Below are 22,857 nucleotides of genomic sequence, written 5' to 3'. Positions count from 1 at the left end.
CATTCCAAAAAATTAACCCAAATCGCTACTAATTAACTTTAGAAATTCACTTCTAGTTTCTATAGCCTCAAATTGACCACGAAAGCCAGAAGTTGTGGTTACGCTGTTCTGTTTCTGAACGCCGCGCATCATCATGCACATGTGCGAGGCTTCAATAACTACAGCCACTCCTTTAGGCTTTAGTGTGTTATTTATACATTCCAAAATATCATGGGTAAGCCGTTCCTGCACTTGTAATCTTCGCGCAAAAACATCAACCACACGCGGAATTTTGCTAAGACCCACAATATGACCATCGGGAATATAAGCAATATGTGCTTTCCCAAAGAAGGGAAGCATATGGTGCTCACAAAGCGAATAAAGCTCAATGTCCTTAATAATAACCATATCGTGATAAGCTTCAGCAAACATTGCGCTTTTTAAAATTTCAGCAGGATCTTGACAGTTGCCCGAGGTTAAAAATTGTATCGCCTTTGCGGCGCGTTCGGGTGTTTTTACAATACCATCGCGCGAAATATCTTCGCCTACCGTATGCAAGATTTTACTATAATTTTCAATCAACGTGTCCGTTACAGGTTGGTCGTATTCTTCAAAATATCTATAGGAAGCCATTAAAATTTGTTTAATAATATTGAATTCAAAAATAAACACATAAGTCCGAATAAAAACAATATAATCCATTGGATTGTATTATAGCGCTATAAATAGTACTTTCACGGTTTAAATTTTTGCTATGATTGAAGCCCAAAATATTCATAAATTCTACGACAACCTCCATGTTTTAAAGGGTGTTGACCTATACATAAAAAAGAGTGAAATTGTTTCAATAGTTGGTGCTTCGGGCGCGGGAAAAACAACCTTGCTGCAGATTTTGGGAACCTTGGATGCTTTTGATAAATCAAAAAGTAAATTATCCATAAACGGTGTAAATATTGGTTCCCTTTCGGGAAAGAAATTAGCACAGTTCCGAAATGAAAATTTGGGGTTTATTTTTCAGTTTCACCAACTATTGCCAGAGTTTACAGCACTTGAAAACGTCTGTATTCCAGCATTCATAAAAAACACTCCAAAGAACGAAGCTATAAAAAGAGCGAAAGAACTACTCGCATTTTTAGGACTTTCGCACCGCGAGGGCCACAAACCCAACGAACTTTCGGGCGGGGAACAACAACGAGTTGCCGTTGCAAGAGCTCTGATTAACAATCCGGCAATCATTCTGGCCGATGAACCTAGCGGAAATCTTGATACCGAAAGTGCCGAAAACCTGCACAATCTGTTTTTTAAATTGCGGGATGAATTTGGGCAAACCTTCGTAATTGTTACGCACAACGAAGAGCTTGCAGATATGGCCGATAGAAAATTGGTGATGCAGGACGGAAAAATTGTGAGCCATTAAATGAATAAAACAGAACTTAAAGCATTTCTAGACGAAAAAGTCAATACATACAATAACCCCAACTTTATTGAAACCGATCCCATTCAAATTCCGCATTTATTCACATTAAAGGAAGATATTGAAATTACAGGCTTTTTGGTGGCTACCATTGCTTGGGGAAATAGAAAAAGCATCATAACCAATGGCAACCGTTTAGTGGAATTGATGGGCAACTCCCCTTATGATTTTGTGATGAATTTTTCAGAAGAGCAATCAGAGTCTCTTTCAAATTTTGTGCATAGAACTTTTAATAATGAAGATCTTGCTTATTTTCTGAAATCGCTTCAAAATATATATAAAAACCATGGTGGGCTGGAAACCTTGTTTTCAAAATATGCAGAAATTGACTCGATGCAACCAGCAATACATCACTTCAAAAAAACTTTTTTTGAACTCCCCCACCCTTCTCGAACTCAAAAACACATTAGTGATCCCTTAAAAAATTCGGCTGCAAAAAGAATAAATATGTTTCTTCGGTGGATGGTTCGTAATGACGCTACGGGCGTAGATTTTGGAATTTGGAAAAGCATTGATTCTTCCCAGTTGTCTTGTCCGCTTGATGTTCATAGTGGTAACGTCGCACGGAAACTAAAACTACTGAAACGTAAACAAAACGATGCCAAAGCTTTATTGGAGTTGGATAATTCGCTTCGCAAATTGGACTCACAAGATCCTGTAAAATATGACTTTGCTCTTTTCGGATTAGGCGTTTTTGAACGCTTTTGATTTAAAAGTTGATACATTTCACATTATTTTTATCCGTTTCAAAACTGATTGTAAAATATTGTACATTTACGTTTAATTCTTAAAAACCGATATTTTCGGTTTTAAGATAAAGTAACCTAAACCTTGATAAAACCACAATTTCCAATAGATGAAGAGCAACGCTTGGCCGCTGTACGTTCCTATCATTTGTTGGACACCTTGCCAGAAAAGGATTTCGACAATATAACCGCATTGACAGCAAATATATGTGATGTGCCAATTTCATTGGTAACGCTTCTGGATGCAGATCGTAATTTTCTGAAATCGCATTACGGTATTCCATTTAATGAATCACCACGAGATATTTCTTTTTGCGGACACGCCATATTGGAAGAATCGAACATTTTTATTATTGAAGATGCCCGAAAAGACATCCGTTTTAAAGATAATCCACTGGTTACGGATATGAATGCCATTTTCTATGCCGGTGTGCGCTTGGTAAATAGCGAAGGTTATCCGTTGGGAACTCTTTGCGTTTTTGATACAAAGCCACGGATATTGACAAAATCCCAAAAAAAGGCACTTACTGCAATGGCTTACCAAGTTGTGAATTTATTTGAGGCCCGAAAACGTAATAGAGCATTGCTATCTGTGCAAAAAGAACTTAGGGAACGCAATGAGGAACTTAAAAATTTTGCTGGCGTAGTATCCCACGATATGAAAATGCCGCTGGCAAATATGATTATCACTTCTGATATGCTCCGCACTAAATACGGTCAACACTTGGATGAACAGGGCAAAGAATATTTAGATTACATCAAGCAGTCTTCCTTTACATTAAGTGAATACGTTACTGGCCTACTGGAACATTACGAGACCGATAAAACAGCATCTTTGCGAAATGAACCTTTTGACAGTCAAGACCTTTTAGAGGAAATAATAGAACTGCTGAATATCAACGTTGATTGTGAAATAAATCTACCCGAAGAGAATATTGAAATGCAGGCCAATAAAGTTGCGCTTGAGCAAATACTTTTAAACCTTATTGGCAATAGCTTAAAATATAACGACAAAAAGAAAATAAAAATTGATATTGATTGTGAAGAAAAGGACGGTTACTACCATTTTACAATTACCGACAACGGAATGGGAATACCAAAAGACCGAATAGGTAATATTTTTGATCTTTTCGTCACAACTGGAACCTTAGACCGGAATGGTAAAAAAGGAAATGGTATAGGACTTTCCACAGTAAAAAAGCTAGTAAATAGACTTGATGGTGAAATAGAAGTTTCTTCCACTTTGGGAGAGGGCACAACTTTTATGTTTACTATCAAAAAACTAAATTAGCATCCGCTTTTATAACAGGAAGTTGAAAACATTTTTATCTGGGCCCCATTTCAGATTATATTTACCTGCATAAAACAATACTGGTTTACTTTTTTATGACTTTTCCCGAATTCCCCGAAAATGAAGCAGCACGAATTGCTGAACTGAAAAAATATAAATTACTCGACACCTTTTCTGAAAATGATTTTGACAACATTACAAAGCTAGTCGCGGCTATTTGTGAAGTCCCTATCGCGTTGATTACCTTGCTTGATTTGGAACGAAATTTTTTTAAATCACATGTTGGAGTGGATTTTAACCAATCGCCTAGAAATATTTCCTTTTGCGGGCATGCAATTTTAGAAGACGATGAAATTTTTATAGTCGAAGATGCCACTAAAGACGAGCGTTTTGACGACAATCCATTGGTGACGGAAAACCAAGCTGTTTTTTATGCAGGTGTCCCACTTATAAACCCAAACGGTTTCAAGTTGGGAACACTGTGTGTTTTTGATCATAAACCTAGACAATTAACCGATGTCCAAATCATCAGCCTAAAAGCTTTGGCCAAACAAGTTGTCAATCTTATTGAACTCAGAAAAAAGAACAGCCTTCTCATTGAAATTCAAAAGGAACTGCAAAACAGAAATGAAAGACTTGAAACATTTGCGCACGTGGTATCACATGATTTAAAGTCGCCGTTGGCAAACATAACTTCGCTTACACGATTCTTAAAGGAAGAAAATATTGAAAACCTCTCAACAGATTCAAAGATGTACCTTGATTATATTGAAGATTCATCACTGACTCTGAAAAATTACATTAACGGAATTCTAAAATTTTATAAAGCAGATGAATTGCTTGATTCACAAAAAGAGGACGTTTTACTAAAAGAACTTTTTGATGAAATAAGCGAAGTACTGATCAGTGATGACACACTGTTTGATTTTCCGATGGCGGGAACACTTAAAAATGTTAACAAAGCTGCACTCACACAAATTTTCTTGAACTTGATTGACAATAGCTTGAAGTATAATTTAAATGAAAAGCGTATAGTTTCTGTAAAATATATTGACGAAACCGACTTTCATAAATTTGCTATCACAGACAATGGAATGGGTATAGACCTTGGTGTGCAGGAAGAAATATTCAATCTCTTTAAAACCACGGGCATCAAAGACCGTGACGGAAAAGAAGGTACGGGAATTGGATTGGCAACCGTAAAAAGCTTAGTTTCAAAGCTGGGCGGTACTATTTCTCTGGACTCTGAGCCCGGAAAAGGAAGCACCTTCACGTTTACCGTCCAGAAATAGCTGTAATTACGTTCCATTTTTTATCTTTGGGCAATATTTATAGGAATGCAGTTCAAACACCCAGAAATTTTTTACGCCCTTTTCCTACTGCTCATCCCGATATTTATTCATCTTTTTCAGCTTAGGCGTTTTCAGAAAGTAGATTTTACCAACGTCGCTTTTCTCAAAACAGTAACTATCCAGACCCGAAAGAGTTCGCAGCTTAAAAAGTGGCTTACGTTATTGATGCGTCTGTTCGCTTTGGCGTGTATCATTATTGCATTTGCACAACCTTTCACCGCTTCCAAGATTGCTTTAAACACTAAAAAGGAAACCGTCGTTTATATTGACAATTCCTTCAGTATGCAGGCCAAAGGCGCAAAGGGCCCAATGCTTGAGCGAGCCTTGCAGGATTTGTTTGATAAAACTGGCGGAACCGAAAAACTGAGTTGGTTCACAAATAATTCGGAAAGAAAGAATGCCTCGCCACAGGATTTTAAAAATGAAGTGCTTTCAATCCAATATTCCCAGAATCAGTTGACACCTTCGCAGGTTTTATTGAAGGCCAGACAACTCTTTTCCGATGAAAAAGATGCGGCGAAGCGTTTGGTGTATCTCTCAGATTTTCAAGTGAAGGATAACTTTCCCGAAATTCCGGAAGATATGCTCGTGGATGCCGTGCAATTAAAACCCGTAAACGCCTCAAACATTGCCATTGACAGTGCTTACATCGCTTCAAAAAATGCTGCGGTAACACAATTGAATGTAAAAGTCTCAAATACGGGAGCTGAAATTTCCGAAGTGCCCATTTCCCTCTTCAATAGAGAGAAATTGATAGCCAAAACCGCAGTGGATTTTTCCGAAAATGCCAGTGGAACCGTGACTTTTGATATTGACAATTCAGAAGAATTCATTGGAAAGTTGGAGATTAATGAAGCAAATCTTCCTTTCGACAACACACTTTTTTTCAGCATAAACAAACCCGGAAAAATAAAGGTCCTGGCCATTAACGAAGCCGACGGCAACTATCTGCAACGCCTTTTTGAAAAGGACGAATTTCAGTTTACGCAACAAACCTTTAAAACATTGAACTACAATGAAATTCCCGACCAAAATTTCATCGTGCTCAATGAGTTGAAGGAAATTCCCGCTTCGTTGGCAACCGCTTTAAAATCCTTTACCGATGCCGGTGGAAGCGTTTTGGTCATTCCCGCAGTACAGGCAGATTTAAACGGCTATAACAACTTTTTAATGACGATGGCCTTGGGCACACTTTCCGAAGCGAAAATCCAGGAAAAAATGATTACAAAAATTGTTTTTTCGCACCCGCTCTTTAAAGATGTTTTTGAAAAGGAGGTTGATAATTTTCAGTACCCGAAAGTCAATTCGTATTACAATATATCCTCAAATGCTACCTCCGCGCTTGCTTTTGAGGACAATCAGCCCTTTTTGCTTCAAAAGAATAAAACCTACTTTTTTACATCGGCCATAAATAAAGAAAATTCCAATTTTCAGAATTCACCTTTAGTTGTTCCTACTATTTATAATATGGCCTTGCAGAGTTTGCCCTTACCCCGTCTATACTATACCATTGGGCAGCAAAACGCAATAGCTGTTCCCGTGAAACTAGGCCCAGATGAAATACTTACCGTAAAAGACAGTACGGAGCAGTTTATACCGCTTCAGCAAACAAAGGCCAATTATGTTTTAATGACTACCACTGATGAACCCAAAAAAGCAGGAAATTATCAAATAGTGAAGAAAACTGAGTTTTTGGAAAATATAAGTTTCAATTATTCACGTGGTGAAAGTGAACTGCAATACCTAAACCCCGAAGATTGGGAAGGTGCGAAAGTTTACAGCTCTGTGGAAGACCTTTTTGATTCCTTGGCCGATGCAAACGCGATTAACAGTTTTTGGAAATGGTTTGCTATTTTTGCATTGCTCTTTTTACTTTTTGAAATGCTTATCTTAAAATTCTACAAATGAAGATACTACTGAAATCAGCCACCATTGTCGATGCTTCCAGCAAGCATCATTTAAAGAAACGGGATGTTTTGATAGAAAATAGTAAAATTTCAAAAATTGCCGCAACAATTCCTTCTTCCGAAAAAGTAAAAGAAATTTCACTAAAAAATCTGCACATTTCCCAAGGATGGTTTGATAGCAGTGTTTCCTTTGGCGAACCCGGTTTTGAAGAACGTGAAACTATTGAAAATGGCCTAAAAACAGCAGCGTACAGCGGATTTACAAGTGTTGCCGTAAATGCCAATAGTTTTCCGATTACGGACAGCAAAGGGCATATAAAATTTTTGAAAAGTAAAGCCGAAGGAAATGCTGTGAGCCTCTACCCCATCGGCGCGCTTACCGTGGGCAGCAAAGGAACAGACCTCGCCGAACTTTACGATATGCGGAACGAAGGCGCGGTTTCATTTTACGACTATAAAAACCCAATCGCAAACGCAAACTTGCTAAAAATAGCACTGCAATACACGCAAAACTTTGACGGCTTGGTACAATCGTTCCCTTTTGAAAAATCTGTGGCGCGAAACGGAATGGTAAACGAAGAGGTAAACAGCACCCGATTGGGCTTAAAGGGGATTCCCGCACTTTCGGAAGAACTACAAATAATTCGCGATTTGTATATTCTTGAATATACGGGTGGCAAGCTTCACATCCCGACCATTTCAACAAAAAAATCTGTAGAGTTGATTAGGGACGCTAAGAAAAAGGGACTAAAGGCAACGTGCAGCGTTGCCATTTTCAACCTTATTTTAACGGATGACGTTTTGGAGGAATTTGACACTAACTATAAATTGCTTCCGCCTTTACGCACCAAAGAAGATACAAAAGCATTATTAAAAGGACTGAAAGACGGCACCATTGACGGCATTACCAGCGACCACAACCCAATTGATGTGGAGCATAAAAAAACCGAGTTTGATCACGCGCATTTCGGAAGTATTGGTCTGGAAGGCTGTTTTGGCGCACTCAATATGGTTTTGGGAATTGAGCAATCGGTCAATGCACTTACGAGCTTGAAGAAAACTTTCAAAATTCCTTCGGAAAAAATTGAGGAAGGAAACCGTGCCGAACTTACCCTTTTCAATCCTGATGAAACTTGGAAATTTGCTGAAAAGGATATTCTTTCAACTTCAAAAAATGCAGCACTTCTGGGATCAAAATTAAAAGGAAAGCCCTACGGAATCGTATCCAATAACCAATTGGTACTGAATAAATAATGAAGAATACTCTCGCAGGAAAATCTACCGCCCTCATTGCCTATACCCCATTTGTAGGTTTTATTATTGCCTATTTTTTCAATAGGGAAGAAAACCACCCCTTTGCTACTTGGCATATTAAAAATATGTTTGGTATCACTTTAATGTTTATCGTTTCACTAGTTGTACAAGCACAAATAGATGTGACTATTGGCGATATTATATGGCTTGTTTGTGTTTTGCTTTGGCTATTTTCTTGGTCTATGGCTTTTTTCAACAAAAAGAAGGGTATTCCTTTTTTAAGTGAAAAATTTCAGGATTGGTTTACTTTTTTAAATTAAAGTATTGATTATCTTTAGCTTAAATAAAACACTAACCTAAAATCAAAAAAATGGAAACAACTACAGACAATGGCAAAACCGTGGCAATCATTGCATATATTACCTTAATTGGCTGGATAATAGCTCTAATAATGAACAACGGAAACAAAACTACGCTTGGTTCATTCCACGTACGTCAATCGTTGGGCATTATGTGCGTGGGAGTAGTATTGAGTATCATTATAAGCTTTATCGGCATTTCAATACTTACCTGGATTGTACAACTTGCTATATTCGTGTTTTGGCTCCTTGGCCTTATAAGCGCTGTACAGGGCGAAATGAAACCAGTTCCCGTTTTTGGCGAGCAATTTCAAGAATGGTTTAAAGGCATCTAATTATTATAACAACTTTAACGGGACCTTTTCTGCTGAAACAACTTCAGTTTAAAAGGTCTTGTTTATTTTTGCAGCCTATGGAAAAACACACGTTACTATTAGAACACAATTATAGACCCGCAAAAAATTCTGTGGAAAATCCGCCGGCAATTATTATGCTGCACGGCTTTGGGAGCGATGAAAATGATTTGTTTTCCTTCGCCAGCGAACTTCCGGAGAAATACGCAATCATTTCTTTAAAAGCTCCAATACGTTTGGAACCCTACGGAAATGCTTGGTATAATATCTATTTTGACAATTCACAGGGAAAATTTAGCGACGATGAACAAGCAATTGCCTCTCGCGAATTGGTTTCAAAGTGTATAGACGAAGTGATTGAAAAATATAAAGTTGACAAAAACAATGTTACGCTTCTCGGTTTTAGCCAAGGTACCATTTTAAGTTTTGCGGTTGCATTGAGCTATCCCGAAAAGGTAAAAAACGTAATCGGCCTGAGTGGTTATATTAATGAGGAAATTTTAAAGGATGGGTATGCTAAAAACGATTTCAGCAACCTAAAGGTTTATACTTCACACGGCAGCGTGGACCAAGTGATTCCCGTGCAATGGGCCCGAAAGACAGAGCCTTTTCTCAAAAAATTAAATATAGATTGTAAGTATTCTGAATTTCCCGTGGGTCACGGCGTTGCTCCCCAGAATTTTTATGAACTGAAAAATTGGTTGGATAAAAATTAATCGGTGGCTTTCATTCAAATATTTAATTTTGATATAAAAAGGAAGCGATTGGCGTCAATTCAAGTTCGTTTTTATCGTTGAAATAATATTCCAAAATCATCTCGCCCCAATAGGTGTTATCGGTAAAATCCGCAAGTATCCACTTGTGGTTGAGAAATTTTAATTTGTTGATTTTCATATCGCCAGCCATTCCCTCAAATGGCACCAAGGGATTGTTGCCTTTTTGTAAATTGAAATCATAAATCTGGTCCGAAACCATTGCTTCCACCTCCACTGCCTCAAATCCTCGGTTTTCGAAATAAGTCATCGCGTTGTCATTTCCCATTAAGGTGAAATAGTTCAAGTTCATTATTTGGCCATTCAGCCCCTCGATAGAGTCGTTATATTTTTGAACTTTCGTTTGCAGATTTTCAATTTGGGATTCCTGCGATTCAAAAATACTTTTCTCGTTCATATATTGATAAATTATGAAAAGTACTGCAAAAAGGAACAAATACATGAAAATTTTGTTTCTCATAATCAAATAGTTATAGTGAGTGTATCATAAGCCAAATGGACGTTTTTGGGAAGTTTTTTCTCCACTTCCTCATGAAAGCCCATTAAATGGCTAATATGCGTTAAGTATGTTATTTTTGGTTTCACCCTTTCGATAAAATCCAATGCTTCCGAAAGATTGAAATGTGAATAGTGAGGTTCCTCGCGAAGTGCATTTACTACCAGTACGTTTGTACCTTTTATTTTTTCAATTTCTTCTTCGGCAATAGTTTTAACATCTGTCAAATAGGTAAAGCTTTCCACACGAAAACCTAAAACCGGTAGGGTGTCATGATAGGCTTCTATTGATACAACTTGCTTACCTCCTATGGTAAATATACTGTCTTTATCTATTTCTATTTCTTCCACACTTGGCGCTCCGGGATATTTGTTTTCGGTTTCAAAAATATAGGCAAAGCGCTCGTGCAGTGATTTAAAAACACGCTTATGGGCATAAAAAGGCATATTGCCCTGCATAAAATTAAAGGGACGAATATCGTCAAGCCCCGCGGTATGGTCGCTGTGCTCGTGCGTTAAAAGAATGCCGTCCAGTTTTGAAACATTTTGGCGCAACATTTGCTGTCTAAAGTCTGGACCGCAATCAATAACGTAAGTAAAATCATTCCATTGCAATAAAACCGAAACACGCAAACGTTTATCTTTTGGGTCACTGCTTTTACAAACAGGGTGATTGCTGCCTATTACGGGTATGCCTTGTGAAGTTCCAGTGCCGAGAAATGTAACGCTGAATGTTGATTTCATCTGCGCAAAAATACTGGTATTTTTTTTGTTTACCTATTGTATTTGCTACCTTTGTTATATTAAAAAGAGAACGTTGCTATGCCAGAAACCATAATAGGAGACAAGGAATTTGAAAATATTCCCTCCATAAAAAGTAAGGCTTTACGAATCAATCTGAACGAAAACATTTACGGCACTTTTGCCGAAATTGGAGCCGGGCAAGAAACCGTTCGGAATTTTTTTAGGGCCGGCGGCGCCTCGGGAACCATCGCCAAAACAATGTCTGCCTACGATAAGGATTTTAGCGACGCAATCTATGGTATTGAGGAAGATGGAAGATATGTGACCGAATCAAGACTTCAGAAAATGCTCTCGCACGAGTTCGATCTGATTGAAGAGCGCATTAATCGTGAAAAACACCCCAACAGACTTTTCTTTTCATACGCAAACACCGTTGCCACCATCGACTTTGCCAAAAAATACAAAGGCCATGGCTGGGTGGGGATTCGGTACCAAATTGACCCGAAAGAGCCCTATAACGAAATAACACTTCACATTCGGTTTCACGAGAACGACGCACAGCTACAGCAAATAACCCTGGGAATATTAGGGGTGAATTTAATATATGGCGCATACTACAAATATGACCAGCCCAATAAACTGTTGCGCTATCTGTACGATCATATAGACAAGGACAAAATTGAAATTGACACCATCAATTTTTCGGGACCAAGATTTAAGGACGTTGATAACAGATTGATGAGCCTTCAATTGATCAAAAACGGGATGACGGATGCCGTTATGTTTGACCCCGATGGCCACAACATTCTTCCCGCAAGAATACTTTATAAGAAAAACATATTGGCCCTTCGCGGTAGTTTTAGACCTGTAACGAAGGTGAACATAGATATGTTTGAACGTTCCTACGAAATGTTTCTGAAGGAAAACAGGGTGGAAAAGGATAGAACGGAGGTTATTTTTGAAATAACACTGTCAAACCTACGTGCCGAGGGGGAAATTGATGAAGAGGATTTTATGGATAGAGCCCGGTTGCTCTGTTCTTTGGGGCATACCGTAATGATTTCAAATTTTCAGGAATATTATAAACTTGTTGAATATTTCTCAAGATATACCAAGATGCGCATGGGGCTCGCCATGGGCGTCAACAATCTAGTGGATATTTTTGATGAAAAATATTATCGCCATTTGAGCGGCGGTATCTTGGAAGCCTTTGGAAAGCTGTTCTTTAAGGACTTGAAGGTTTACCTCTACCCCATGAAAGATCCCGAAACGGGAGAATATACCACAAGCGAAAACCTAAAGGTTCATCCGCGAATGAAGGAACTCTACAAATTCTTCAAATATAACGGCAAGGTTGTGGACATCACTGATTACAACCCGGACAATATGGAGATATTCTCCCGCGAAGTGCTTGGAATGATTGAAAAAGGTGAAGATGGCTGGGAGCAGATGCTACCTCCGGGAGTTTCAGAAATTATAAAGGAAAAGCAACTCTTCAATTATAGACCCACTGCGGAAAAGGTTAATAGTTAATCCAATATCTGCGCCGCGTGGTCTTTAGTCTTAACCTTGTCGATAACACGTGTAATGATTCCGTTTTCGTCTATAATAAAGGTTTTTCGGTGAATTCCGTCAAATTCCCTACCCATGAACTTTTTTGGGCCCCAAACCCCGAAAGCATTTATCACCTCTTTATTCTCATCGGCCAATAACGGAAATGGAAAATTGTATTTTTCCCTAAAGTTTTTTTGGCGTTTTTCACTGTCGGCGCTTACTCCCAATAATTCATACCCTTCTTTTTGGAGTTCCTTATAATTATCGCGAAGGTTACAGGCTTCAGCAGTACAGCCGGGTGTGTTTGCTTTTGGATAGAAAAAGACAACCCATTTTTTTCCTTTATAATCTTTTGAGGAAATACTATTTCCGTCTTGATCGTTTACTTTGAAATCTGGAGCCTTATCTCCTACCTTTAATGTTTTCATTATCCTTATTTTTGCATAAAAGTACTTAAAATGACCAAACAGGAAAAGGTAACCTTTGTTATTGATACGTTAAATAAGATTTATCCACAAGTTCCAATTCCCTTGGAACATAAGGATCCCTATACTTTATTGATCGCCGTGCTGCTTTCTGCGCAAAGTACCGACGTTCGCGTCAACCAAATTACGCCCTTGCTGTTTGAAGTAGCTGACAATCCTTATGATATGGTAAAACTAACCGTAGAAGAAATCAGGGAAATAATTAAACCCGTAGGACTTTCACCGATGAAATCAAAAGGCATCCATGGGCTCTCAAAAATATTAATAGAGAAATATGACGGTAAGGTTCCCGCTGATTTTGAAGCCTTGGAATCCCTTCCCGCCGTGGGCCACAAAACGGCAAGTGTGGTTATGAGCCAAGCCTTTAATATTCCTGCCTTTCCCGTTGATACCCACATCCATAGATTGATGTACCGTTGGGGTTTTTCCAATGGAAAAAATGTAGTGCAAACAGAAAAGGATGCAAAGCGTTTGTTTCCAAAGGATTTATGGAATATTCTCCATCTTCAGATTATATGGTACGGAAGGCAATACTCCCCGGCCCGTGGTTGGGATTTGCAAAAGGACATAATCACAAAGACCATTGGCAGAAAATCGGTGATAAAAGAATATTTAAAGAAGGTAGATAAGAGATGAGCGATGAACTATGCACATTATGCCCGTAAATAAATCCCCCTTTGGGGGCTAGGGGCTTTTTATTCAAAAAAAACCCTGAAAAGCTAATTCCAGGGTTTCTCCAAAGTTTAGTTTAGAAGTGCTTCAAACTTCATTTTATGGTAATCTATAACACTTAAAGCCATCGAATAATCCAGAAGAAATTTAATGGTTTCCTCTTTTGGAACGAGTTTTTTATTCACGCCGTCCACACGTGATGTTTCAGAGTAAAATTTTTGCATAGAATGTTATTTTGAGGTTTTATTTTCAAATAACGTAGCAAAAATTACTTTATTGTATCAATTGGTCAATATAATATTATGTTTATCAATTACTTTGCGTAAATTGATAAGGGCATAACGCATCCGTCCCAGTGCTGTGTTGATACTAACGCCTGTTTGCTCACTAATCTCCTTGAAGCTCATATCTTTATAAATTCGCATCATCAACACCTCTTTTTGGTCATCTGGCAATTCAAGAATCAATCTGCGCACATCGCTTTCCACTTGGCCCTTAATGATTTGTTTTTCAACATTTAAGGCATTATCGCTCAAAACGGAAAAAATATTGAAATCATTATTGTTTTCAAATTTAGGCATGCGGTTGTTCTTTCTGAAATGGTCAATCACCAAATTATGGGCAATTCGCATCACCCACGGAAGGAATTTTCCCTCTTCGTTATAGGCTCCTTTTTTTAAGGTCTTGATAACCTTAATAAAAGTGTCCTGGAAAATATCCTCGGCGACATCCCTATCAAAAACTTTCGAATAAATAAAACTGTAGATTCTTTGCTTGTGTCGAGTTATCAGCTCGCTAAGTGCAGCTTCATTACCGTTCATATAAGCGCTCACTAAAAACGCATCAGAGTTTGTGCTTTGCTTCATATCAATACTTCTTTAAAAAATAAACAACTATGGATTTGGTTGCTTAGTTAAAATGTTTATTTGTTAAAAGTAATGATCAGCTATAGGCAATAATTTTTTTATATGACGTTAAGAGCCGTAAATATAACAACAAAGAAATCACAAATGCAAAAAAAAGGTTAAATTTTTCATTAAAAAATAATAGTAACCGCAAATGTGCATTGCTGAAACCGATATAGTATCTTTGCGAAAAGCTATAAAAAAAGGAAAATTACATTGAGTACCGAAACCGTAGATACTAAAAAAAACATCCTTATTCAGGGTGCAAAACTTCACAATCTTAAAGACATTTCCGTCGCTATTCCGCGCAACAAATTGGTAGTTGTAACCGGTCTTTCGGGCAGCGGAAAATCCAGCTTGGCGTTTGACACGCTTTACGCCGAAGGCCAGCGACGCTATGTGGAGAGCCTTTCCAGCTATGCCCGTCAATTTTTGGGAAGATTGGACAAGCCAAAAGTAGATTCCATAAAAGGGATTGCGCCGGCCATTGCAATCGAGCAAAAAGTAAATTCCACAAACCCGCGTTCCACGGTTGGGACTTCCACCGAGATTTATGATTATCTGAAATTGCTCTACACCCGGATTGGGAAAACCATATCGCCAATTTCTGGCAAGGAAGTTAAAAAAGACACCACCACAGATGTTATAAATTTCATAAAAAAATTTCCCGAAGGCGAAAAATTACTGCTCCTCGCCCCTATCTTTTTGGAAGAAGGCCGCACGATGCAAAATAAAATCCAGGCACTGGCGCAACAGGGCTATTCCAGGATTAAAGTGAAGGATGAAGTTGTTAGGATCGATGAATTGGAGGGAAAATCATTTCCGAAGAAGATAGATTTGGTCATTGACCGGATTATCACAAAAGACGAAGAGGATTTCTATAACCGTCTTGCCGATGCTGTTGAAATAGCTTTTTTTGAGGGAAAAGGCGAATTGTATATTGAGGAACTTTCTTCAAATAAAGTTACGGAATTCAACAACCGTTTTGAGGCAGACGGCATGGTTTTTATGGAACCAAACGTGCATCTTTTCAGTTTTAACAATCCTTACGGGGCATGCCCGACTTGTGAAGGTTATGGCGATGTAATTGGTATTGATGAAGATTTGGTTATCCCAAATACTGCCCTCTCCGTGTATGAAAACGCCATATTTCCGTGGCGTGGCGAAAGTATGAGTTGGTATCGGGATCAATTGGTTAACAACGCTTACAAGTTTGACTTTCCAATTCACAAACCGTGGTTCCAGCTTACCGAAGAACAAAAACAGCTTGTTTGGGACGGAAATAAGTATTTTGAGGGATTGAATTCCTTCTTTTCCTTTTTGGAATCAAAAAGCTATAAAATCCAAAACCGGGTTATGCTCTCGCGCTACCGCGGAAAGACGAAATGCGCAACGTGTAAAGGAAAACGTCTTCGTCCAGAAGCTGGATATGTAAAAATAAACGGAACAGCAATTCAAGAATTAGTCGAGCTGCCTTTAGACAAAACGGCGATATTTTTTAAAAATTTAGAGTTGTCCGAGTTTGACGAAAAAGTCGCAAAGCGTTTGCTGCTTGAAATCAACAACCGACTTCGTTTTTTGCAGGATGTTGGCTTGGGCTATTTAACGTTGAACAGAAAATCGAACACACTCTCGGGCGGTGAATCACAGCGAATCAATCTCGCCACCTCTTTGGGAAGCAGCCTTGTGGGCTCTATGTATATTTTGGACGAGCCCAGCATTGGACTCCACCCAAAAGACACGGAACGGCTTATCGTGGTTTTAAAATCCCTTCGCGATTTGGGCAATACGGTAATTGTGGTTGAACACGATGAGGACATAATGAAAGCCGCCGATGAAATTATAGACATCGGTCCCGAAGCCGGAACGTTTGGCGGCGAAGTGGTTGCCCAAGGAACCTATACTGAAATTTTACAATCAAACTCGCTTACCGCGAAGTATTTGAATGGCGAAATGGAAATTGAAGTTCCAAAAAATCGGCGTACTTCAAAAAATAAAATTATAATCAGTGGAGCTCGGCAAAATAACTTGAAAAATATAGACGTAACTTTTCCATTGAATGTTTTCACGGCAGTTACGGGCGTTTCCGGTAGCGGAAAAAGTACGTTAGTAAAGAAAATTCTCTATCCAGCCCTGATGCGTGAAATTGGTGGTTATGGTGAAAAACCCGGACAGTTTTCAGAAATAAAAGGAGATTTCAACACCATCAAAAGTATTGAATTTATAGACCAAAACCCAATTGGTCGCTCCAGCCGAAGCAATCCGGTGACCTACATTAAGGCGTATGATGATATTCGGAATTTATATGCCTCACAAAAGCTTTCGGACATTCGCGGGTATAAAGCAAAACATTTCAGCTTCAACGTAGATGGCGGGCGGTGTGAAACCTGCAAAGGCGAAGGCGAAGTAACCATCGAGATGCAATTTATGGCAGATGTGCATTTGGTATGCGATACCTGCAACGGCAAACGTTTCAAAAAAGAAGTGCTGGAAGTAACGTTTCAAAATAAAAACATAGACGATATCCTTACAATGACTGTGGATGATGCCGTTGCATTCTTTAATGAACATAAGCAGGATAAAATTGCGGCGAAATTGCAACCCCTGCAGGATGTGGGATTGGGTTATGTTCAGTTGGGGCAAAGCTCCTCCACCCTTTCCGGTGGCGAGGCACAGCGTATCAAGCTTGCTTCGTTTTTGGTAAAAGGGACATCAAAAGAGAAAACCGTTTTTATATTTGACGAACCTACAACAGGGCTTCATTTTCACGATATCAAAAAATTATTGGCTTCTTTTTATGCTTTGCTGGAAAGAGGGCATACCGTAATTGTTGTAGAACATAATTTAGATTTGATAAAATGTGCAGACCACATTATCGATTTGGGCCCTGAAGGCGGCGAAAATGGTGGACAAGTAGTTGCAACAGGTACTCCGGAAGAAGTTGCGAAAAATAAGGACTCATTTACCGCTTCCTATCTAAAAGAAAAACTTTAAGAGTTACTATGTTTTTTTGGCACACTAATTGAAATCAAAATAACAGAAAATAAGACTTTTAGTTTTTTTGGTTGGTTAGTTTTTAAAATCCGTTGGAGCAGTAAATACCTTCAGCGGATTTTTTATTTGAATGCTCCCAAAATTCCAATTTAATCTTATAATAGCTTAAAGCACTACTGAAAATCAATGCTTTAAAAACTTGGCACGGTCGTTGGTAATTTAAAAGCGTACTCCGCTAACCAAGAAACATCATGCAAGTACAAACCTTTTAAAATTGAAACTTATGAAAAACATAGCATTTATTTTCAGCGTCCTTTTGATGGGATTTTCAGCAAATGCAACTACCCACGAAAGTGAAGACCAGTACAGAAGGGGATACGACGGAAGCGCCTACATTTTTGTGGAAGGCAACGTAGAATTCTCCGTTTTCCCAGACGGCCAATTCGATTTTGTGTACGTTGGGCCCCAAAAAGGTTCAAGCGTTACCATTAACACTCCCAATGTGAACATAAGTTTCAATTCGGGTTATGATTATGATGCTTATGTGCAGTATGACGATTACGGCGCAGTAATACAAGTGGAAAGTGTTCCTATTTATTATGATTACTACGGCCGTATCATTCAAGCCGGTAATGTTGATATTCAATACAACGACCGTCGCGTGGTTCGTGTGGGAGGACTTCATGTTATTTATAACAACCGTGGCCACTTTTCACACGCCACCGGTATCATAAATGTATATAATCCATACTATGTTTATCGTCCTTGGCACGTGTATTATGCGCCACCTATTTTTACACACTGTGTAGTTTATGATCTGCCATATAGGAGATATTACAGCCCAGTGAGATATAGTTATCACGATCACGTAGTTTACTACAAAAAGAGACATCATGTGGCCTACCACAATGGCCGCAGGGATTTTTATCGCCCAGGAAGCCGTGTTTACGACAAAAAAGGTAGAGCATCGGTAAATAAGAACTTCGATCCGAATAGAAAAAATACCATGGTTGCAACCAGCAATCCACGATCCAATAGTTCCATTCGAACCAATAGCTCTGTTCGAAACAATAACGCCCGCGGCAGCAATAACGTTAGAAGTAACAACTCTCGAGTTACAAGTGAAGGAAGAAGTAACAATACCCGTAGGGAAACCGTTTCAAGAAATAGAAGCACAAACAGCAAAGGTGCAGCGGCCATTGACAGAAGCAAGCGAAATGACAGAAATTACTCGAGCAAGTCAACAAGAAATACGGTACATACCCGAAACAGCGACAACGCGAAAGTAAGTAACAATAGAAATAATGTTAAAAACACCCGAAGTGAAAATGTGGTGCGTTCATCTAATAAACGGAGCGTTTCCAACAACAAAACGCAAAGACAAACCCGAACCACACCTAACAACAGAAGCACTTCGATAAGCCGAAATAAAGCACAGGCTCCAAAGCGTGAAACCGCTAGAAGCCGCAACACAGTAAATAAGTCCAGCGCTCCTTCGCGCAATAGTTCAAAAGCGAAAACCTCACGAGGCAGTTCCTCAAGAGAAGCTAGCTCCAGAGGCGGACGCGGATAAAGATAGTTTTTTGGTTGGTTGAAAACCTCCGTGAATCTGTATAATAACAGAGGATCGGAGGTTTTTTTTGAATCGAGATCAAAGGGAAACAGGAAAAAGGACTAAAGGGAAACAGGAAAAAAGAGCTTCGATCAAACTACAGACTACCGACAACCGACTACCCACAACCGACTAAAATCAAAGACGCCATTTGCCTCGTCAGCTCCCTCCTACTATATTTTTCAATTCCTTCGGAAGCAATCTTTAGCTCGCCATTTTTGAAATCTTTGTATAATTGGAGAATCTCAGTTTTCAATTCATCATCGTCCCAATAGCTAAAAAATTTCCCCGATTTAGTCTCATTAATAATTCCCTCAATATCACTTTCCTTCGGCCCCAAAGCGATTATTGGGCGTTTGGCAGCGAGATATTCAAAAAGTTTTCCGGGAATGATGGCACGGGTTTCCGCGCTGTTTATTTCCACCAAAAGTAAAACCTGGCTTTGATGCTGCATTTTCAAGGCTTCGGAATGGGAAATATATCCTAAAAACTCACAGTTTTCCGAAAGCTGAAAACTTTCAAGACTTTGTTTTACTTCTTCGCTTACGGCACCAGCAAATTTCAACTGCAAATCGTTTTTGAAGGAAGTATCTTCCTTGCAGATTTCAGCAAGCACTTTCCACAAAAACTCTGGATTGCGTTCGCTTAAAAGCGAGCCTATGTGTGAAATGGAAAACTTGGAATCCATCTCAAAATCTATTTTTCCTGAAATATCGTACCCGTTTGTTATAACCTCAATCGGGGTTTCGGTAATCATTTCAAATTCTTTTTTGGTTGTTGGACTGGTTACCGTTATTATGTCTGCGGCTTTCAATACGGAAGCTTCCAACGCTTTGTGTTTGCGTTCCGAAGCTTTGTTCAACCGAAGGGATTTGTGGTAATGGATCGTCGTCCACGGATCGCGGAAATCTGCAATCCACTTTACGTTCAGGTCTTTCTGAAGTTGCATCCCAATTAAGTGAAGGCTGTGCGGCGGACCGGTTGTAATCACAACATCCACTGAATTTTCCGCAATATATTTCGAAAGAAATTTTACCGAAGGTTTTACCCAGCCCATCCGCGCATCGGGGATAAAAAAATTCCCGCGAACGTAGAGCATAAGCTTTTCCACTGCGGAAATTTCCTTTTTTGAAATGATGCCGCTACTCATCTGCTTGGTTTTCTTTTTTGAAAAGAGTTTCGCAAAACGATACGGTTCATTAATTGGCTGTTTTAATACTTCAATATCCGAAGGAATTTCCGAAGCAAACTTTTCATCAACCAATGGATAGTTGGGGTTTTCGGGCGCATATACAATCGGTTCCACGCCAAACTCCCGAAAATATTTTACAAATTTCAACCACCGCTGTACGCCCGGGCCGCCCGCGGGAGGCCAATAATATGTGATGATTAGGGCGCGTTTCATTTATTCCTTAAGTTCTTTTTTGCGAAAGGCGAAATACAGCCCGCTCAATAAAATCAAAAGAAATATAATACTGCTCACCAATGAAATGGTGCTTCCCGTTTGTATCACTTTGGGTTCAAACTTGAATTCTATTTTATTATTTCCGGGAGGTATAACCATTGCGCGCAATACGTAATTGGCACGAAAATATTCCGCAGGTTTTCCATTTATGTAAGCATTCCAGCCTTTTGGATAATATATTTCGGAAAAGATTGCCAGTTGAGGCGATTTTGTGGAAGCTTCATAAACCAATTTATTCGGCTGGTGGCTGAAAAGTTCAATGGTCGCAGTGCTATCCCGTTCCATTTTTTGGCTCGGTATTTTTGAAAGAAATTCTTTATTTACAACCGCAGTCTTTTTGGTGTCTAAACTGTCCAAAAGTTGAATTTCCTCATCGGCATTTTTGGCCGGCTGCACGTTTTCCACAAACCACGCATCGCCATTTGCATATGGATTGCGCTGTGCTACTGGCCCACCATTCTTTGTTTGCGTAATTATGTAACGCACGTTCAGCATATTCAGGATGCCAATATTTCCTTGGCTGATATAATATTCAAAAAGGTCCTGCATTCTACCCGGCTTGGCTGCGTGATACCCGCCCAAAGCGTTGTGGAAATAACTGGCCCGACCACTGTTGAATGCGTTTGTTGTGGCATCGTAAACGCGGTAATGCCCATCGTCTTCCAAAATTTGGATGTCAGCACCATTCTTTTGGAAAGGTTCGTCCACCAATCTGGCTTGCACAAAATCTTCTTCATTTACATATCTTCTATCAACCCCTACCAAATCGACCAAAACCAAAACACAAAGCGCAGCCACGGCGAACCCCTTTTTTAGCGTTCCCTTCATAAAAAACCAGAGAACAGCGGCCGTCAATAACACAAATATCAGCGAACGGATTGCATCGGAAGTAAAGAGCGACATTCGGTCTTCGCGGATTGCCTCCACGAAAGGAAGTCCCATTTCTTCCCTAAAATAGCTGTCGTACGGACTTGCAAAATCGAATAATCTTGCTTTAAAAAGAATAAATAGCAACGTAAGTCCGCCCACAATTCCCGTGGACCAGAGCAGGGCTTTCTTCTTTTCCGCTTCCCTTTCAAATTGATTAAAAAACTGGTGAAGTCCCACAATAGCGAGAATTGGAAGAATTAATTCGATAATTACCTGAATAGAGGAAACCGCGCGGAATTTATCGTACATCGGCACATAATCAATAAAGAATTGGGTCAAACCTTTAAAATTGTCTCCCCAAGAGAGCAGCAGGGTTAAAATAAAACCCGAAACCACCCACCATTTTAATCTGCCGCGGACCAAAAAGAGCGCCAGCACGGCAAGAAAAATCACAATCGCGCCGATATACGCCGGAGCCCCCACATAGGTCTGATAGCCCCAATACATCGGGATTTGGCTTAAAACCTGATTGGCTTCCTGCGCAGAAGCACCCATCCGCATCAAGCTCTCTACGGTTTTTGAATCCTTCGGAAATGCTTCGGAAGAGCTTCCGCCCATAAACCGCGGAATGAAAAGATTGAAACTTTCCAGCCTTCCGTAACTGTATTCCGTGATATAATCGTAATCAAGCCCTGTTTTGTTATCCTTTGAGGTACCGTCCGCATTTACGGTCAGTTCAGTTTTTCCGCGGGTTGAAGTATCGGCATATTCCTTGGTTGCCAAAATATTTGTGGCATTCAACCCGATGGAAATAATTACGGCAACTACCATAATTCCGACGGCCTTAAAATAATGCGGAAGTAATTTTTTCCTAAAAGCATCAATCAAATAAACAATCCCGATGATTATCAACAAAAGCATCAAGTAATAGGTCATTTGGAAGTGGTTTGCAACCAGTTCCAATCCCATGGAAACCGTGAGCAGTAAAAATCCCCAGAGATATTTTCCGCGGAAGGTGAGAAATATTCCACTTAAAACAAAGGGCATATAGGCTATGGCGTGGGCTTTTGCGTTGTGCCCAACGCCAAGGATAATGATTAAATACGTTGAAAAGCCAAACGCCAGCGCACCTAAAAAAGCCAGTTTATAATCCACTTTCAGCACCAAGAATAGAATATACATTCCTATGAAATAGAGGAAAAGATAATCTGCCGGACGCGGCAAAAAGCGGATTGCGAGATCGAGCTGTTTTATGTAATTGTTCGGATATTTTGCGCCCAATTGATAGGTAGGCATCCCACCGAAAGCCGCATCGGTCCAATAGGTTTCTTCTCCTGTAGCTTTTCTGAAATCATTCTGTTGCTTCGCCATTCCGGTATATTGCACAATATCGCTTTGGAATATTTTTTTTCCCTGTAAAACGGGGTTGAAATAGGCCAATGAGGCAACGATAAACAAAACAAAAACAACTAAATGCGGAAGAGATTTTTTATAGTTGGACTGCATAATTTGGCTTGTGATTTTGAAGAGGGGAAATTATGAAAAATATATTTAATGTTGGACGCTGGAATTA

At 39.4% G+C, this 22,857-nt stretch carries 21 protein-coding genes; 13 read left to right on the top strand and 8 right to left on the bottom strand.

Features of this window, described 5'->3' with window-relative positions:
* Positions 1–12 precede the first annotated feature (12 nt).
* Entirely contained in the window at positions 13–612 is a 600-nt protein-coding gene (folE, locus tag LS48_RS06545) for a GTP cyclohydrolase I FolE (protein WP_062621516.1), read from the bottom strand.
* A 121-nt stretch (positions 613–733) separates the two neighbouring features.
* Here folE and LS48_RS06540 point away from each other — a divergent pair, with 121 nt between their 5' ends.
* From LS48_RS06540 to LS48_RS06500, 9 genes are all read left to right on the top strand, one after another.
* Positions 734–1,396 carry an ABC transporter ATP-binding protein gene (locus LS48_RS06540; protein ID WP_062621221.1) on the top strand — a complete coding sequence of 221 codons (663 nt, stop codon included), beginning with the start codon at positions 734–736 and terminating at the stop codon, positions 1,394–1,396.
* A complete protein-coding gene (locus LS48_RS06535; protein ID WP_062621218.1) occupies positions 1,397–2,161 on the top strand; it encodes a TIGR02757 family protein in 765 nt (254 codons plus the stop codon). It abuts the gene before it with no gap.
* Between the two features lie 123 nt (positions 2,162–2,284).
* Positions 2,285–3,490 carry a sensor histidine kinase gene (locus LS48_RS06530; RefSeq protein WP_062621216.1) on the top strand — a complete coding sequence of 402 codons (1,206 nt, stop codon included), beginning with the start codon at positions 2,285–2,287 and terminating at the stop codon, positions 3,488–3,490.
* Positions 3,491–3,585: 95 nt separating this feature from the next.
* Positions 3,586–4,782 carry a sensor histidine kinase gene (locus LS48_RS06525; RefSeq protein WP_062621213.1) on the top strand — a complete coding sequence of 399 codons (1,197 nt, stop codon included), beginning with the start codon at positions 3,586–3,588 and terminating at the stop codon, positions 4,780–4,782.
* 45 nt (positions 4,783–4,827) lie between these two features.
* A complete protein-coding gene (locus tag LS48_RS06520; RefSeq protein WP_062621210.1) occupies positions 4,828–6,750 on the top strand; it encodes a BatA domain-containing protein in 1,923 nt (640 codons plus the stop codon).
* A complete protein-coding gene (locus LS48_RS06515; RefSeq protein ID WP_062621207.1) occupies positions 6,747–8,003 on the top strand; it encodes a dihydroorotase in 1,257 nt (418 codons plus the stop codon). Before LS48_RS06520 ends, LS48_RS06515 begins: the two co-directional genes overlap by 4 nt.
* Positions 8,003–8,323: a hypothetical protein gene (locus tag LS48_RS06510; RefSeq protein WP_062621204.1), complete on the top strand. Its 321-nt coding sequence runs from the start codon at positions 8,003–8,005 to the stop codon at positions 8,321–8,323. The genes LS48_RS06515 and LS48_RS06510 overlap by 1 nt, the downstream gene beginning before the upstream one ends.
* Positions 8,324–8,373: 50 nt before the next feature.
* Positions 8,374–8,697: a DUF4870 domain-containing protein gene (locus tag LS48_RS06505; RefSeq protein WP_062621202.1), complete on the top strand. Its 324-nt coding sequence runs from the start codon at positions 8,374–8,376 to the stop codon at positions 8,695–8,697.
* A gap of 77 nt (positions 8,698–8,774) precedes the next feature.
* On the top strand, positions 8,775–9,431 hold the full coding sequence (locus tag LS48_RS06500; protein ID WP_062621200.1) for an alpha/beta hydrolase: 657 nt from the start codon (positions 8,775–8,777) through the stop codon (positions 9,429–9,431).
* Between the two features lie 22 nt (positions 9,432–9,453).
* Here LS48_RS06500 and LS48_RS06495 read toward each other — a convergent pair whose 3' ends face one another.
* Together LS48_RS06495 and LS48_RS06490 are read right to left on the bottom strand one after the other, a co-directional pair.
* Positions 9,454–9,948 (bottom strand): hypothetical protein, encoded by a 495-nt coding sequence (locus LS48_RS06495; RefSeq protein WP_062621197.1) that lies wholly within the window; start codon positions 9,946–9,948, stop codon positions 9,454–9,456.
* A 2-nt stretch (positions 9,949–9,950) separates the two neighbouring features.
* Positions 9,951–10,727, bottom strand: a complete 777-nt coding sequence (locus LS48_RS06490) for an MBL fold metallo-hydrolase (protein ID WP_062621195.1) — start codon at positions 10,725–10,727, stop codon at positions 9,951–9,953.
* A gap of 78 nt (positions 10,728–10,805) precedes the next feature.
* Here LS48_RS06490 and LS48_RS06485 point away from each other — a divergent pair, with 78 nt between their 5' ends.
* Positions 10,806–12,260, top strand: coding sequence for a hypothetical protein (locus LS48_RS06485; RefSeq protein WP_062621192.1), 1,455 nt, complete (start codon positions 10,806–10,808; stop codon positions 12,258–12,260).
* On the opposite strand, the gene bcp is transcribed toward LS48_RS06485, so the two are convergent.
* The gene (gene bcp, locus LS48_RS06480; RefSeq protein WP_062621190.1) at positions 12,257–12,709 is read right to left on the bottom strand and encodes a thioredoxin-dependent thiol peroxidase; all 453 of its coding nucleotides are present in this window, start codon (positions 12,707–12,709) and stop codon (positions 12,257–12,259) included. The genes LS48_RS06485 and bcp overlap by 4 nt on opposite strands.
* A 30-nt stretch (positions 12,710–12,739) precedes the next feature.
* On the opposite strand from bcp, the gene LS48_RS06475 reads away from it, so the two are divergent.
* The gene (locus LS48_RS06475) at positions 12,740–13,402 is read left to right on the top strand and encodes an endonuclease III domain-containing protein (RefSeq protein ID WP_062621188.1); all 663 of its coding nucleotides are present in this window, start codon (positions 12,740–12,742) and stop codon (positions 13,400–13,402) included.
* 107 nt (positions 13,403–13,509) lie between these two features.
* Here the strand turns inward: LS48_RS06475 and LS48_RS15500 are convergent, their stop codons facing one another.
* Complete coding sequence (locus tag LS48_RS15500) at positions 13,510–13,662, bottom strand: hypothetical protein (protein WP_166517850.1); 153 nt, start codon at positions 13,660–13,662, stop codon at positions 13,510–13,512.
* A gap of 57 nt (positions 13,663–13,719) precedes the next feature.
* Complete coding sequence (locus tag LS48_RS06470) at positions 13,720–14,304, bottom strand: RNA polymerase sigma factor (RefSeq protein ID WP_062621186.1); 585 nt, start codon at positions 14,302–14,304, stop codon at positions 13,720–13,722.
* Positions 14,305–14,559: 255 nt separating this feature from the next.
* Here LS48_RS06470 and uvrA point away from each other — a divergent pair, with 255 nt between their 5' ends.
* Both uvrA and LS48_RS06460 read left to right on the top strand, forming a co-directional pair.
* On the top strand, positions 14,560–17,337 hold the full coding sequence (gene uvrA, locus LS48_RS06465; protein ID WP_062621184.1) for an excinuclease ABC subunit UvrA: 2,778 nt from the start codon (positions 14,560–14,562) through the stop codon (positions 17,335–17,337).
* 283 nt (positions 17,338–17,620) lie between these two features.
* Positions 17,621–18,910, top strand: a complete 1,290-nt coding sequence (locus LS48_RS06460; protein ID WP_062621183.1) for a hypothetical protein — start codon at positions 17,621–17,623, stop codon at positions 18,908–18,910.
* A 157-nt stretch (positions 18,911–19,067) separates the two neighbouring features.
* Here the strand turns inward: LS48_RS06460 and LS48_RS06455 are convergent, their stop codons facing one another.
* Complete coding sequence (locus LS48_RS06455; protein ID WP_062621180.1) at positions 19,068–20,354, bottom strand: glycosyltransferase family 4 protein; 1,287 nt, start codon at positions 20,352–20,354, stop codon at positions 19,068–19,070.
* Positions 20,355–22,790 (bottom strand): YfhO family protein, encoded by a 2,436-nt coding sequence (locus LS48_RS06450; protein WP_062621178.1) that lies wholly within the window; start codon positions 22,788–22,790, stop codon positions 20,355–20,357.
* Positions 22,791–22,857: the final 67 nt, after the last annotated feature.

It is taken from the genome of Aequorivita aquimaris, assembly GCF_001573155.1.
GTDB lineage: Bacteria > Bacteroidota > Bacteroidia > Flavobacteriales > Flavobacteriaceae > Aequorivita > Aequorivita aquimaris.
This window is presented reverse-complemented; position numbering and strand designations above follow the sequence as displayed.